Annotated in this window: 15 protein-coding genes; 6 read left to right on the top strand and 9 right to left on the bottom strand. The window is 64.9% G+C overall.

From position 1 onward, the window contains the following. Position 1 precedes the first annotated feature (1 nt). Genes FPZ24_RS07675 through FPZ24_RS07685 form a run of 3 tightly spaced genes read left to right on the top strand, consistent with a single transcriptional unit; the run spans position 2 to position 1,816 of the window. Positions 2–772: an SDR family oxidoreductase gene (locus tag FPZ24_RS07675; protein ID WP_146574284.1), complete on the top strand. Its 771-nt coding sequence runs from the start codon at positions 2–4 to the stop codon at positions 770–772. Then, on the top strand, positions 765–1,127 hold the full coding sequence (locus FPZ24_RS07680) for a dihydroneopterin aldolase (RefSeq protein ID WP_146570749.1): 363 nt from the start codon (positions 765–767) through the stop codon (positions 1,125–1,127). The genes FPZ24_RS07675 and FPZ24_RS07680 overlap by 8 nt, the downstream gene beginning before the upstream one ends. Beyond that, the gene (locus FPZ24_RS07685) at positions 1,124–1,816 is read left to right on the top strand and encodes a VC0807 family protein (RefSeq protein WP_240047662.1); all 693 of its coding nucleotides are present in this window, start codon (positions 1,124–1,126) and stop codon (positions 1,814–1,816) included. The genes FPZ24_RS07680 and FPZ24_RS07685 overlap by 4 nt, the downstream gene beginning before the upstream one ends. On the opposite strand, the gene leuA is transcribed toward FPZ24_RS07685, so the two are convergent. Next, complete coding sequence (leuA, locus tag FPZ24_RS07690; protein ID WP_146570751.1) at positions 1,813–3,480, bottom strand: 2-isopropylmalate synthase; 1,668 nt, start codon at positions 3,478–3,480, stop codon at positions 1,813–1,815. The two genes, FPZ24_RS07685 and leuA, sit on opposite strands and share 4 nt — an antisense overlap. Before the next feature lie 248 nt (positions 3,481–3,728). Here leuA and FPZ24_RS07695 point away from each other — a divergent pair, with 248 nt between their 5' ends. Further along, the gene (locus tag FPZ24_RS07695) at positions 3,729–4,121 is read left to right on the top strand and encodes a BLUF domain-containing protein (RefSeq protein WP_146570753.1); all 393 of its coding nucleotides are present in this window, start codon (positions 3,729–3,731) and stop codon (positions 4,119–4,121) included. Here FPZ24_RS07695 and FPZ24_RS07700 read toward each other — a convergent pair. The 6 genes from FPZ24_RS07700 to miaA all read right to left on the bottom strand — a co-directional run bounded on the left by FPZ24_RS07700 (position 4,118) and on the right by miaA (position 10,017). Beyond that, the gene (locus FPZ24_RS07700; RefSeq protein ID WP_146570755.1) at positions 4,118–4,726 is read right to left on the bottom strand and encodes a TMEM175 family protein; all 609 of its coding nucleotides are present in this window, start codon (positions 4,724–4,726) and stop codon (positions 4,118–4,120) included. The genes FPZ24_RS07695 and FPZ24_RS07700 overlap by 4 nt on opposite strands. Beyond that, entirely contained in the window at positions 4,723–5,352 is a 630-nt protein-coding gene (locus FPZ24_RS07705) for a YceI family protein (RefSeq protein ID WP_146570756.1), read from the bottom strand. The genes FPZ24_RS07700 and FPZ24_RS07705 overlap by 4 nt, the downstream gene beginning before the upstream one ends. A 131-nt stretch (positions 5,353–5,483) precedes the next feature. Next, positions 5,484–6,503 carry a ketol-acid reductoisomerase gene (ilvC, locus tag FPZ24_RS07710; protein WP_146570759.1) on the bottom strand — a complete coding sequence of 340 codons (1,020 nt, stop codon included), beginning with the start codon at positions 6,501–6,503 and terminating at the stop codon, positions 5,484–5,486. A gap of 50 nt (positions 6,504–6,553) precedes the next feature. Then, a complete protein-coding gene (ilvN, locus tag FPZ24_RS07715; protein ID WP_146570761.1) occupies positions 6,554–7,069 on the bottom strand; it encodes an acetolactate synthase small subunit in 516 nt (171 codons plus the stop codon). Next, positions 7,069–8,820: an acetolactate synthase 3 large subunit gene (locus tag FPZ24_RS07720; RefSeq protein WP_146570764.1), complete on the bottom strand. Its 1,752-nt coding sequence runs from the start codon at positions 8,818–8,820 to the stop codon at positions 7,069–7,071. The genes ilvN and FPZ24_RS07720 overlap by 1 nt, the downstream gene beginning before the upstream one ends. Positions 8,821–9,066: 246 nt before the next feature. Further along, the gene (miaA, locus tag FPZ24_RS07725; protein ID WP_146570766.1) at positions 9,067–10,017 is read right to left on the bottom strand and encodes a tRNA (adenosine(37)-N6)-dimethylallyltransferase MiaA; all 951 of its coding nucleotides are present in this window, start codon (positions 10,015–10,017) and stop codon (positions 9,067–9,069) included. Between miaA and serB the strand changes: the two genes are divergently transcribed. Next, positions 10,010–10,882 carry a phosphoserine phosphatase SerB gene (gene serB / locus FPZ24_RS07730; RefSeq protein WP_146570768.1) on the top strand — a complete coding sequence of 291 codons (873 nt, stop codon included), beginning with the start codon at positions 10,010–10,012 and terminating at the stop codon, positions 10,880–10,882. The genes miaA and serB overlap by 8 nt on opposite strands. Here serB and FPZ24_RS17825 read toward each other — a convergent pair. Together FPZ24_RS17825 and FPZ24_RS17830 are read right to left on the bottom strand one after the other, a co-directional pair. Beyond that, positions 10,879–11,277, bottom strand: a complete 399-nt coding sequence (locus FPZ24_RS17825; protein WP_338061676.1) for an SPOR domain-containing protein — start codon at positions 11,275–11,277, stop codon at positions 10,879–10,881. The genes serB and FPZ24_RS17825 overlap by 4 nt on opposite strands. A 76-nt stretch (positions 11,278–11,353) precedes the next feature. Beyond that, positions 11,354–11,905 carry a tetratricopeptide repeat protein gene (locus tag FPZ24_RS17830; RefSeq protein ID WP_338061677.1) on the bottom strand — a complete coding sequence of 184 codons (552 nt, stop codon included), beginning with the start codon at positions 11,903–11,905 and terminating at the stop codon, positions 11,354–11,356. Between the two features lie 180 nt (positions 11,906–12,085). Between FPZ24_RS17830 and FPZ24_RS07740 the strand changes: the two genes are divergently transcribed. Further along, positions 12,086–12,808, top strand: coding sequence for a ParA family protein (locus tag FPZ24_RS07740; RefSeq protein ID WP_146570770.1), 723 nt, complete (start codon positions 12,086–12,088; stop codon positions 12,806–12,808). Positions 12,809–12,814 lie beyond the last annotated feature (6 nt).

The raw sequence follows: 12,814 nt of genomic DNA on the forward strand, positions 1-12,814 counted from the left end.
TCTGGGCGTGACGCGTACCGTTCTCGTTACCGGCGGGTCGCGGCGGATCGGCGCGGCGATCGTTCGCGTGCTTGCGGGGGCGGGGCATCGCGTCGTGATCCACCATCACCAGCCGCGCGACGACGATGCGGCGGCACTGGCGTTCGAACTTGATCCACATGGCGAGCGGATCGCGACGGTGGCGGGCGATCTCGCCGATCCGGTGGCGATCTTTCGCGCGGCGCGTGAGGCGATGCACGGGACGATCGACGGACTGGTCAATTGCGCGTCGGTGTTTGAATTCGACCGGCCGCCGGATTTCGATCCGGCGCTGCTCGCGAACCTGATGACGACGAACCTATCGGCGCCGGTCGCCCTGGCGTGCGAATTGGCGAAGCAGGATGGGCTCGACGACGGCGCGGTAGTCAACCTGCTCGATCAGAAGGTCGCCAATCTCAACCCTGATTTCTTCAGCTATACGTGCACCAAGATCGCGCTCGAGGGGGCGACGACGATGCTCGCGCAGTCGCTGGCACCCCGCGTGCGGGTCAATGCGGTGTCGCCCGGCCTGACGTTGCCGAGCGGCGATCAGACCGAGGCGGAGTTCAAGGCGGTCGCTAGCGAGAACCTGCTGCGCCGCCCGGTGCCGATCGAGGAGATCGCGCGCACGGTGGAATATCTGCTGATCACGTCGGGGATCACTGGACACAATGTATTCGTCGACAACGGCCAGCGCTTCCTCAAGCGCGACGGCGACGTGATGTTCTCCACCTCGGGGCGCCGCGATGGCTGAGGCGACGTATACGATAAGGCTCGATACGCTTGAAGTGCGGATGGGACTCGGCATCCACGCCGAAGAGTTGGCCGGGCCGCAGCGCGTGCTGGTGTCGGTGGCAATGACCTGCGCCTATCCCGCGCCGCCCGAAGATCGCATCGATGCGGTGGTCGATTACGACCGCGTGCGCGAGGGCATCCATGCGATCGCGGTAAGCGGGCATGTCATGCTGCAGGAAGTGCTCTGCGATCGGATTGCGGCGCTGTGCCTCGCCGATCCACGCGTGGTCGAAGTGACTGTGCGCTCTACCAAGCCTGACATCTATCCCGATGCGCAAATCGGCTGCGAAGTCGTTCGTAGGCGTGGCCAATGACCGACGGTCCAGCCGGCCCGATGGCGAAGGCGCTCGCATTCCTGCGCAGCCAGGGAAAGACCATCCTGATCGAGGCGCTGGTCAATTTCATTCTGCCCTATGCGATCTACAGCTACGCGGAAGCACCGTTCGGCGAAGTCCGCGCGCTGATCGCGTCGTCGGTGCCGCCGATCCTGTGGAGCCTGGTCGAGTTCGCGCGGCATCGCCGGGTCGATGCCGTATCGATTCTCGTACTCGCCGGCATCGTGCTGTCGTTGCTGGCGATGGTGGGCGGCGGGGGCGTCAAGTTCCTACAGCTTCGCGAAAAGCTGGTGACCGGCGTGATCGGGCTGGTTTTCCTGGGCTCGGCATTGATCGGACGTCCCCTGATCTACGAACTCGCGCGCGCATCGATGCTGCGTCGATCGAAGGACGAGGCGGATCAGTTCGCCGCACTACAGGTCCACGCCGGATTTCGGCGGACGATGATGGTCATGACGCTCGTTTGGGGTCTGGGGCTGATCATCGACGTGGCCATCGGCGTCGTGCTGGTCATGACGATCAGCGTGCGCGAATATCTGATCGTTAACCCGATCCTCGGCTACGGGACGATGGGTGCGCTCGGCCTGTGGTCGTTCTGGTATGGTCGGCGTCAGAAACGCCGTGGCGAAGCGCGGCGTGCGGCCGAGGCGGCTGCGGCCGCGCCCTAGCTGCCGACCCGGTTTGCGGCCGAGAGCACGGCGCGCACGCTGGCGGTGGCCACGTCCTCGTCTATGCCCACGCCCCACACCGTCACGCCCTCGACCGTACGGCATTCTACATACGCCGCCGCTTGCACGTCGGTACCGTGACCGATCGCGTGTTCGACATAATCGACCACCTCGAGTTCGATGCCGAAGCCGTCGCGAATGCCCGCCAGCACGCTGGAGATCAGCCCGTTGCCGCGTCCGCTGACCGACTTGACCGAACCACCCTCGGCGATGCTCCCCGCGAAGATGCGGTCGCCGTTGGGTGCGCGGGTTTCGTCATAGGCTTGCAGCTTCAGCCGGTCCCAATCGCCCGACAGATAGGTCCGCTCGAACAGCCGCCAGATGTCGTCGGCGTCGAGCTCGCGGCTGGTCTGGTCGGCCAGGCCCTGGACGTGGCGCGAGAAGTCGGCCTGGAGCCGCTTGGGCAGGCGCAGCCCCTTGTCCTGTTCGAGGATCCAGGCGACGCCGCCCTTGCCGCTTTGCGAGTTGACCCGGATCACCGCCTCGTAGCTGCGGCCGAGATCGGCGGGGTCGATGGGGAGATAGGGGATTTCCCAGAAGTCGTCGTTCTGCCGCTCGCGGGCGGCGAAACCCTTCTTGATCGCATCCTGATGCGAGCCCGAGAACGAGGTGTAGACCAACTCGCCGGCATAAGCGTGACGCGGGTGGACGGGCAGGTTGGTGCAATATTCGACGGTCTTGATCAGGCCGTCCAGGTCCGAGAAGTCGAGCTGCGGATCGACGCCTTGCGTGTACATGTTGAGCGCGACCGTCACCAGGTCGCAATTGCCGGTGCGCTCGCCGTTGCCGAGCAGGCAGCCCTCGACCCGGTCGGCGCCCGCCATCAGTCCCAATTCCGCCGCCGCGACGCCGGTGCCGCGATCGTTGTGCGTGTGCAGGCTGATCACGACGGCGTCGCGGTTGGGAATATGCCGCCCGAAATATTCGATCTGGTCGGCATAGACGTTGGGCGTCGCGCACTCGACCGTGGCGGGCAGGTTGAAGATGATTGGCTTGTCGGGCGTCGGCCGCAGCACGTCCATCACCGCCGCGCAGACCTCGACCGAGAAATCGACCTCGGCGGTGGAGAAGGTCTCCGGCGAATATTCGAACCGCCAGTCGGTGCCGGGCTGGGCCGCGGCGCAGTCACGCAGGATTTTGGCGCCGTCTATCGCGATTTGCCGGATCTCGTCCTTCGACATGCCGAACACGATCTTGCGCCATGCCGGCGAGACGGCGTTGTAGAGGTGGACGATCGCCTTGGGCGCGCCCCGTAAGCTGGCAAAAGTTGTTTCGATCAGGTCGCGGCGCGATTGCGTCAGCACTTGGACCGTCACATCGTCGGGCACGCGACCCGATCGCACGAGGTTCTGGATGTAATCGAAATCGGTCGCGCCGCTTGCCGGGAAGCCGACCTCGATCTCCTTGATGCCGGTGCGGACGATCAGGTCGAAGAAGCGCGTCTTCTTCTCCGCATCCATCGGATCGATCAGCGCCTGATTGCCGTCGCGCATGTCGGTCGATAACCAACGCGGCGCTTTCGAAATGGCGCGGCTTGGCCATTGCCGGTCGGGCAGGTCGATGGTCGGGAACGGGCGGTATTTGGTCGATGGATCGCGCAGCATGGCTCTTCTCGTCTTGGTAGAGGCGGGGAGGGTCAGGCCCTTAGGCGCGGTGCGCGCCGTCGCCGGCACGCGAGGGATGAGCCGCGCCTAAGGGCGCGTAAGTCGCAGGAGAAGGCCGAGCGGCGTCGTCATCTGACGGCTGCCTAACCCGAGATGGTTAAGGAAGTCCAGCCCGTTCGCAGACTGATCCACCGCAACGACATTGCCCAGCGGTTGCGGCAACATTGCTGTCGCGTTAGGAGAGCAAGATGCGACAAGTCGTTTATCGCAGCACCACCACCACGCCCAGCGGCCGGGCGGCCGATGATATTCCCGGGATCGTCCAGGATGCCATCGCGCGCAACGGTATCGAGGGGATTACGGGCCTGCTTTATTGCGAGGACGATTCCTTCCTTCAAGTGATCGAGGGACACGAGGAAAGTATCGAGGAATTGCTCGATCGGCTCGAGGCCGATCGCCGGCATCGCGGCATCAGGATTCTAAGCGACCGCCAGATACCTTGGCGCGAGTTCGGCGGCTGGACGATGGCATATCGTGATCGGCGCGAAAGCATCGATGCTTTCGACGAGCGGCTACGTGTATTGTTGGCCGGCGTGTCGAAAGAAACGGTCGATCATTTCCGCGCGCTGATGCCCGCTTAATCCCCGAACATCCCGTCGATTGGGCTTTTCGGCAGGAACCACAGGAACGCGACGAGCAACGCGCAGCCGATCCCGAGCCAAGGCGATACGAAGCTGAGCGGCATGCCGAGCAGGTAGATCGCGACCGCGACGATCCCTTTGCGGGTCGTCTGGCGGTGATAGGTTTGCGCGACCGAACTTTGCGATCCGGTCGCGGTGATGACTTTCTGCAACGGGACGTAGGCCAGGCCGGGGAATAGCATCGACGCGAGGTACACCAGCGTCGCATCGCGGCTGAAATGCTGCGTGCCGAGATACGCGGTCGAGAATGGGATCAGCGACAGCGCGAACAGCAGCACCAGGTTGAACCATACCAACCCGTTGGTCACTTGCCGAGCATGGCCGAACAACCGGTGGTGGTTGACCCAATAGATGCCGACATAGGCGAAGCTGAGCGCATAGGCGACGAACGTCGGCCAGAGCCGCCACAGATGCTCGACGCCCGCTTCCTCGGGCGCCTTCAGTTCCAGCACCATGATGGTGATGATGATCGCGATGACGCCGTCGGAAAACGCTTCGACCCGGCCGACGCCGGGATGGCCTTCGGTCGTCGCATCGTCGCTCATTGTGCCTCCATCCCGGCATTGATCACCAGGTCCACCTTGTCGGAGACGAGCGGAATGCTGTTGGTCAGCCCGAATTGGCTACGCATGATCGTCGTGGTCGCGGCGAACCCGAACGCCAGCTTCTTGTCGCCCCAGAACTCGTTGCCCGCGCCGATGAAGCGTGCCTTCAGCGTGACCGGCTTGGTCACGCCGTGCAGCGTCAGGTTGCCTGTGATCGTCGCGGTGGTGCCGGCGACGCTGACTTTGGTCGAGACGAAGGTGGCGGTCGGGAATTGCGCGGCGTCGAAGAAATCGGCCTTTTGCAACGCCATATCGAGCTCGGGCGACGTGGTCCGCACCTTGGCGATCGGGATCGTGGCTTCGACCTTCGCCGCGGCGGGATTTTTGGAATCGAGCGTCACGGTACCCGTCGGATTGGCGAACATCCCGTTGAATTCGGTGAAGCCGAGGCGGTTGACGGTGAAGACGATCTGGGTGTGATCCGGATCGAACTTGTAGGTTCCAGCGACTACCCGCTTGGGATCGAGCCTGCCCGGCGCTTCGGTCGGCATCGTCATCTGCGCGACAACGGGAGCAGCGAGGGCGGCGGCGGTGAGGAAGGCGAGGGGAGCTAAGCGGCGCATCATCCATCTCCAGTGGATTGGAACTGCGAGAACTTAGCGCCCGCGCCACTATCCGTCATCCCCGCGAAAGCGGGGATCTCAGGCGCCTCTCATCCCGCCATCGCCTGAGACCCCGGCCTTCGCCGGGGTGACGATTAATTGCGCTCCTTATCCACCAGCTTGTTCGCGCCGATCCACGGCATCATCGCGCGCAACTCGCTGCCGACCTTCTCGATCGGGTGCGCGGCGGCGGCCTTGCGCGCGGCTTTGAGCTCGGGCTGTCCCGCGCGATTGTCGAGGACGAAGTTCTTGACGAACCGCCCCGACTGGATGTCGGCAAGCACGCGCTTCATCTCGGCCTTGGTCTCGTCGGTGATGATCCGCGGGCCGGTGGTTATGTCGCCATATTCGGCCGTGTTGCTGATCGAATAGCGCATGTTGGCGATGCCGCCTTCGTAGAGCAGATCGACGATCAGCTTGGTTTCGTGAAGGCACTCGAAATACGCCATTTCGGGGGCGTAGCCGGCTTCGGTCAGAGTCTCGAACCCGGCCTGGATGAGGTGGGTGATGCCGCCGCACAGCACGGCCTGCTCGCCGAACAGGTCGGTCTCGCATTCCTCGCGGAAATTGGTTTCTATGATACCGCTGCGGCCGCCACCGACGCCGGAGGCGTAGGCCAGCGCCACGTCGTGCGCGTTGCCGCTCGCGTCCTGGTGCACCGCGATCAGGCACGGGACGCCGCCGCCGCGGGCGTACTCGCTGCGAACGGTGTGGCCGGGGCCCTTGGGTGCGATCATGATGACGTCGATATCGGCGGGCGGCTCGATCAGCCCGAAATGGACATTGAGGCCGTGCGCGAAGGCGATCGCGCTGCCGGGTTTCATGTTGCCCTTCAGGTCGTTCTCCCAGATCGCGGCCTGGTGCTCGTCGGGCGCTAGAATCATCAGGATGTCGGCCCATTTCGCCGCATCCTTGTTGTTCATCACCTTGAAGCCGGCGGCCTCTGCCTTCTTCGCCGTCGCGGAACCCTCGCGCAGCGCGATCGCGACGTCCTTGACCCCGCTGTCGCGCAAATTCTGCGCGTGCGCATGGCCTTGCGAGCCGTAGCCGAGCACGACGATCTTCTTGTCGGTGATCAAGTTCAGATCGGCATCGCGATCGTAATAGACACGCATGTTCCTTGGTCCCTTTTTTGGTCGGTGGTCCCGCTTCGCGCGGGCGATGATTACGCGGCTTCCTTGCCCCGCGAAATGGCGACGATGCCGGTGCGGGCGACCTCGATCAGGCCGACTTCGCGCATAAGTTCGACAAACTTGTCAATCTTCTCGGTCCCGCCGGTGACTTCGAACACGAAGCTCGACGTCGTCGCATCCACCACCCGCGCGCGGTACACGTCGGCGAGCCGCAGCGCTTCGATCCGGTGATCGCCGGTCCCCGCGACCTTTACCAGCGCCAGCTCACGCTCGACATGCGCGCCCTCCGTGGTGAGATCGCTGACCTTGTGCACCGGCACGAGCCGGTCGAGCTGCGCGACGATCTGTTCGAGCACGTGCGGGCTGGCCGAGGTGACGATCGTGATGCGGCTGACCGATTTGTCCTCGGTGATCTCGCTCACCGTCAGGCTCTCGATATTGTAGCCACGCGCGGTGAACAGCCCGGCGATCCGCGCCAGGATGCCCGGCTCGTTGTCGACGATCACCGCCAGCGTGTGACGCTCGGTCGCTTCTTCCCTGATATGCATCAGACCAAAGCCTTCGCTTCGTCATCCATCGTGCCGGAGACTTCGTTGGCCTGGAGGATCATGTCCGTATGCGCCGCGCCCGACGGGATCATCGGGAAGCAATTGGCGAGCTGCGCGACGCGGCAATCGACCATCACTGGGCCGTCATACGCAAGCATGTCGGCGATGCCGGCATCGAGCTCGCCGCGCTCTTCGATCCGGATACCTTTCCAGCCGTACGCTTCGGCGAGCTTCACGAAATCGGGCAGCGCGTCGCTGTAGCTCGACGAATAGCGACTCTCATAGGTCAGTTCCTGCCATTGGCGGACCATGCCCATATATTCGTTGTTGAGGATGAACACCTTGACCGGCAGTCGATATTGCGTCGCCGTCGCCAGTTCCTGGATGTTCATCTGGATCGACGCTTCACCGGCGATGTCGATGACGAGCGCATTCGGGTTGCCGAGTTGCGCGCCGATCGCGGCGGGCAGGCCGTAGCCCATCGTGCCGAGCCCGCCCGAGGTCAGCCATTTGTTCGGTGCCTCGAACCCGAAATGCTGCGCGGCCCACATCTGGTGCTGGCCCACTTCGGTGGTGATGATCGGCGACTTGGCATGTGTCGCCTCCCACAGCGCGCGGATCGCGCGTTGCGGCATGATCGCCTTCGGATCGCTTTCGGGGAAGTCGAGCGACTTCACCGTGCGCCAGCCCTGGATGCGGCGCCACCACTCGGCGGTGTCGGGCTTGGGATGCTGGCGCGCTTTCCAGATGCGGACCATATCCTCCAGCGCGTGGCCGACATCGGCGACCACCGCGACGTCGATCCGCACCGTCTTGTTGATGCTGGAGCGGTCTATATCAACATGGACCTTGCGCGCGTTCGGCGCGAAGGCGTCGAGACGGCCCGTCACGCGGTCGTCGAACCGCGCGCCGAGCGCGACGATCAGATCGGCCTGATTCATCGCCCAATTTGCTTCGTAAGTCCCGTGCATGCCGAGCATGCCGAGCCATTGTTCGTTGGACGCGGGGAAAGCGCCGAGACCCATCAGCGTCGAGGTGACCGGCGCGCCGGTGATCTTCGCCAGTTCGCGCAGCAATTGTGATGCGCCCGGACCCGAATTGATGATCCCGCCACCGGTATAGAGGATCGGCCGCTCGGCGGCGGCAAGCATGTCGACGACTTGCTCGATCAGTGCCGGGTCGGCCTTCACCTGCGGGCGATAGGTCTTGTGCTGGATCGGGCCGGGCTTGATGTATTTGGCGGTCGCGACCTGGACATCCTTGGGGATGTCCACGACGACCGGCCCAGGACGTCCCGAGGTGGCGATATGGAACGCCTCATGGATCGTCGCGCCGAGCTTCGCCGGGTCCTTCACCAGGTAGTTGTGCTTGGTGCAGTGTCGCGTGATGCCGACCGTATCGGCCTCCTGAAACGCGTCGGTGCCGATCAGCGCCGTCGGGACCTGACCGGTGATGACGACCATCGGAATCGAATCCATCAGCGCGTCGGTGATCCCGGTGACGGCATTGGTCGCACCCGGGCCGGAGGTGACGAGCACGACGCCGGGCTTGCCGGTGGAGCGCGCATAGCCTTCCGCCGCGTGCGTCGCGGCTTGTTCGTGCCGCACGAGGATGTGGCGGATGCGCTTCTGCTTGAAGATCGCGTCATAGATCGGAAGCACCGCGCCGCCGGGATAGCCGAACACGACCTCAACCCCGAGATCGCACAGCGCCTCGATCAATATGTCTGCCCCTGAACGTTCCTGGACCATCAAATCACCTTTTGTGCGCTGCGGCGTAGAAAAACTAAAATTATCCGTCAACCGCAAATAACGTAATTATCTTTCAAATTTGGTCGCGGGATATGCGCGATGCAATAAAAAAGCCGCCCGGAGACGGACGGCTTGGGCAGTCGGCTCTCCGGACGGCGGGTCAGGGAATAATAAGTACGATCCGGGTCGAAAGCGCGCACGCCACTGCCAGGCCGACAGGCTGGATCAGGCAGGGCGACGTCGCGGTCATACCATTTGGCTATCAGACGGTGCTCCGATTGCCAAGCGCTCGGTTAGCAACGCCGGATCGGGAACGCCGTCCGCCCGCTTCCAGTCGGCAGGTGGCTGGTTGCGAAACCACGTATATTGCCGCTTGGCGTATTGGCGGGTGGCAAGACTGGCGCGCTCGATCGCCTCGCTGACCGTGATCGCGCCAAGCGACGCAGCCGCCAGTTCTGGCAGGCCGATCGCGCGGCGGATCGGTGCATCGAGCGGCACGTCCTCGCGCGCGACCAACGCCGCGACCTCGGTCATCGCGCCCTCGTCGACCATCGCGGCGAAGCGCCGGTCGATCCGCTCGTTGAGCCATTCGCGGGGCGGCAACAGGATCAGCGGGGCCAGATCGACGCGGCCGCCGATCCCGCCGACGCGTTGTTCGCGCCACGATGCGATCGAGCGGCCGGTCGAGCGAACGACTTCGAGCGCGCGGGCGATCCGTGTGGTATCGGTGGCGTTGAGCTTGGCAGCTTGCGCGGGGTCTGCGGCCTGAAGCTCGGCATAGGCGTCGGGGGTCGGCATCGCGCGTATTTCGGCGCGGATCGTCGGGTCGATCGCCGGCACCGGCGCGATGCCGTCGATCAGCGTACGCATATAGAGCCCGGTCCCGCCAACCAGTATCGGCAAGATGTTCGCCGCGATCGCCTCGTCGATCGCCTCGCGCGCTTCGCTGGCCCAACGCGCCGCGGAATAGCCGGTGTCGGCGGCATCGACATGCCCGAACAGCCGATGCGGCGCGCGCGCTTCCTCTACCGTCGATGGGCGCGCAGTGACGATCCGCAGGTCGCGATAGACCTGCGCGCTGTCGGCGTTGATGATCGTCCCACCGTGCCGTTCGGCTAGCATCAGCGCGATCGCGGACTTGCCGCTCGCGGTCGGCCCTGCGATGAGCGCGACTTTCGGGAGGCCATTCTTGTTCATCGCGACCTTGATAGCCGCGCACCTGCCGGAGGGCGAGGTGTCCGCCGCGTATGACCGGCTCGACGCGGCAGGTTGCCTGCCGGTCGCGACGGTGTGGCTCGAAGCTGGCGAAGCGTGCGACCTGCAGTTCGGCCGCGATATGGTGGCTGCGCGGACCGCGTTGGAGGGTCATGGCTATGACGTGGTCGTTCAGTCCGCCGAGCATCGCCGCAAGAAACTGATCGTCGCGGATATGGATTCGACGATGATCACCGTCGAATGCATCGACGAACTCGCCGACTATGCCGGGATCAAGGCCGAGGTCGCGTTGGTCACCGAAGCGGCGATGCGTGGGGAGATGGATTTCGGCGAGGCGCTCGACGCACGCGTGGCGTTGCTCAGGGGCATGGACGAGGGCGTGATCGACCGCTGCCTCGCCGAGCGTGTCGAGATTACGTCCGGCGCGCGCGAACTCGTCCGCACGATGCGCGCAAACGGCGCGACCGCGATCTTGGTGTCGGGCGGCTTCACCCGCTTCGCCGAGCCGGTCGCGCGCGAGATCGGGTTCGATCGCGCGATCGCCAATGTCCTCGAGGTCACGGACGGCAAGCTGACCGGCACGGTGACCAAGCCGATCGTCGATTCTGCGACGAAGCTGGCGACGCTGTCGGAAGCGATGCTGGACCTGAGGCTGATGCGCGAGGAAACTCTAGCGGTCGGCGATGGCGCCAACGATCTCGCGATGATTACGCAGGCCGGGCTAGGCGTGGCGTATCACGCGAAGCCGGTCGTCGCCCAAGCGGCCGGCGCGCGCATCGATCATGGCGATCTGTCGGCCTTGTTGTTCGCGCAGGGGTATGCGCGAAAGGACTGGGTGACGGCTTAAGGCGCGACCGGGACGCACGGTTTGACCGTGCCGCACGCGCTCGTCGCTTCGGCCTTCGACCGATACGGTCCGACCAGGACCTTCGTCAGCGCGCCGACCTTCACGAAGCTCGCTTGGCGACCAGCAAAACGCCCGCCGACCTCGCTCCACAATTTGTGCGCGTTGTTAGGGTCGCCGAATGCGCCGAGCTGCACGCGCCAGCCGCCCGCAGCGACGACAGGCGCCGGTTTCGGTGCAGGCTGGGGCGGAGCCGGCGGCGCGGCGATCGGGCGCGGGACGTAGATAGTGGCGGGCGGGCCCGCGACGACGACCGGCGGCCTCGCTTTGGCCGGCTTGGGCGGTTTGCCCGGCTGCGGATAGGGCGCGCCGGCGGCGCTCGGCGGCACGTCGACCACGCCGACGCTCGGCCTCGCGGTACCGGAATAGTTGCCGGCCAGCTCGTCGCCGTAGCTCGGCCGCCCGACCTGCTGCTCATATTGTCGCGCGAGCGTGATGCCTTGCTGGCGCTGATCGTTGGGAACGTATGTTGTCCATGTCGGCCAGCGTCTGCGATGCCTGCGGCAGCCCAGCCGCCGACGCACGCACCATCAGCGCATAGGCGCGCACCCAATCGCGCGGCACGCTGTCGCCGTTGAACAGCATCGTGCCGAGCACGAGTTGCGCGCGCGGCTCGCCCCGCGCCACCGCCTTTTCGAGCCACGGCAGCGCTTCGTCGCGCTTGCCATCCTGGAACAGCGCGAGACCGTAATTGTCCTCCGCCTGCGGATGCCCCTGCAGCGCCGCCTTGCGGTACCAGCTTTCCGCCATCGGCAGATCGACCGGCACGCCGCGGCCCAGCTTATAGGCCATGGCGAGATTGAACTGCGCGTCGGGATCGCCCGCGATCGCGCCTTTGCGCCATTCCGCGACGGCGGTGACATAGTCGCCGCGGTTCCAGGCATCGACCCCCGCCTTGGTATCGGCCAGCGCCGGCGCGCCCGCGATGAAAAGGGAAAGCGCCGCAGCGCCGATCAGCATTCGCATGGTTACGCGTCCCCGCACAGCATCACCCTGATGGGCTTCATAATGCTCTCTATCGGGCGAATGGCAAAGATTTCGTTCAGGATGTGGCAGCACCCCCGTCATTTCATAACGCACGCGTTAACCGGTTCTTAGGTCCCGGCATGGCACTCAACCGTTGAATAGCGGGGAGTTACAGGATCAATGCGCGTTCTCGCGATGGCATCGCAGAAGGGCGGATCGGGCAAGACGACGCTGTCTGGGCACCTTGCGGTGCAGGCACAGCTCGCCGGCGCCGGACCCGTCGTGCTGATCGATATCGACCCACAGGGGTCGTTGTCCGACTGGTGGAACGAGCGCACGGACGAATATCCGGCGTTTGCCCAGACCACGGTTGCGCGGCTCGCCGCCGATCTCGAGGTGCTGCGTCAGCAGGGCTTCAAGATGGCGGTGATCGACACGCCGCCGGCCATCACGATGGCGATTCAGAGCGTCATCCAGGTCGCCGAGCTGATCGTCATCCCGACGCGTCCGTCGCCGCATGACCTGCGCGCCGTCGGCGCCACGGTCGATCTATGCGAACGCGCCGGCAAGCCGCTGATCTTCGTCGTCAACGCCGCGACACCCAAGGCAAAGATCACGTCGGAAGCCGCGGTCGCGCTGTCGCAGCACGGCACCGTCGCGCCGATCACGATCCACCACCGCACCGATTTCGCGGCGTCGATGATCGACGGCCGCACGGTCATGGAAGTCGACCCCAAGGGCCGTTCGGCGGCCGAAGTCGTCGAGCTGTGGAGCTATATCGCCGATCGTCTCGAAAAGAATTTCCGCCGCACCGTCTTCGCCGCGCCGACCAGCGTGCCGTCGACCTTCGGCATGCAGCGTCCCGCGGCGGGCGGTGGCTTCGGCCGTCGCGTGCTGGGCTGAGGGGGT

Source organism: Sphingomonas panacisoli (assembly GCF_007859635.1).
Lineage (GTDB): Bacteria > Pseudomonadota > Alphaproteobacteria > Sphingomonadales > Sphingomonadaceae > Sphingomonas > Sphingomonas panacisoli.

What these genes read in the sequence shown, in the direction of transcription:
- FPZ24_RS07680 (WP_146570749.1), top strand. Translation starts at nt 765, where the DNA reads ATGGCTGAGGCGACGTATACGATAAGGCTCGATACGCTTGAAGTGCGG.
- FPZ24_RS07685 (WP_240047662.1), top strand. Translation starts at nt 1,124, where the DNA reads ATGACCGACGGTCCAGCCGGCCCGATGGCGAAGGCGCTCGCATTCCTG.
- leuA (WP_146570751.1), bottom strand. Translation starts at nt 3,480, where the DNA reads ATGCTGCGCGATCCATCGACCAAATACCGCCCGTTCCCGACCATCGAC.
- FPZ24_RS07695 (WP_146570753.1), top strand. Translation starts at nt 3,729, where the DNA reads ATGCGACAAGTCGTTTATCGCAGCACCACCACCACGCCCAGCGGCCGG.
- FPZ24_RS07700 (WP_146570755.1), bottom strand. Translation starts at nt 4,726, where the DNA reads ATGAGCGACGATGCGACGACCGAAGGCCATCCCGGCGTCGGCCGGGTC.
- FPZ24_RS07705 (WP_146570756.1), bottom strand. Translation starts at nt 5,352, where the DNA reads ATGATGCGCCGCTTAGCTCCCCTCGCCTTCCTCACCGCCGCCGCCCTC.
- ilvC (WP_146570759.1), bottom strand. Translation starts at nt 6,503, where the DNA reads ATGCGTGTCTATTACGATCGCGATGCCGATCTGAACTTGATCACCGAC.
- ilvN (WP_146570761.1), bottom strand. Translation starts at nt 7,069, where the DNA reads ATGCATATCAGGGAAGAAGCGACCGAGCGTCACACGCTGGCGGTGATC.
- FPZ24_RS07720 (WP_146570764.1), bottom strand. Translation starts at nt 8,820, where the DNA reads ATGGTCCAGGAACGTTCAGGGGCAGACATATTGATCGAGGCGCTGTGC.
- miaA (WP_146570766.1), bottom strand. Translation starts at nt 10,017, where the DNA reads ATGAACAAGAATGGCCTCCCGAAAGTCGCGCTCATCGCAGGGCCGACC.
- FPZ24_RS17830 (WP_338061677.1), bottom strand. Translation starts at nt 11,905, where the DNA reads ATGCGAATGCTGATCGGCGCTGCGGCGCTTTCCCTTTTCATCGCGGGC.
- FPZ24_RS07740 (WP_146570770.1), top strand. Translation starts at nt 12,086, where the DNA reads ATGCGCGTTCTCGCGATGGCATCGCAGAAGGGCGGATCGGGCAAGACG.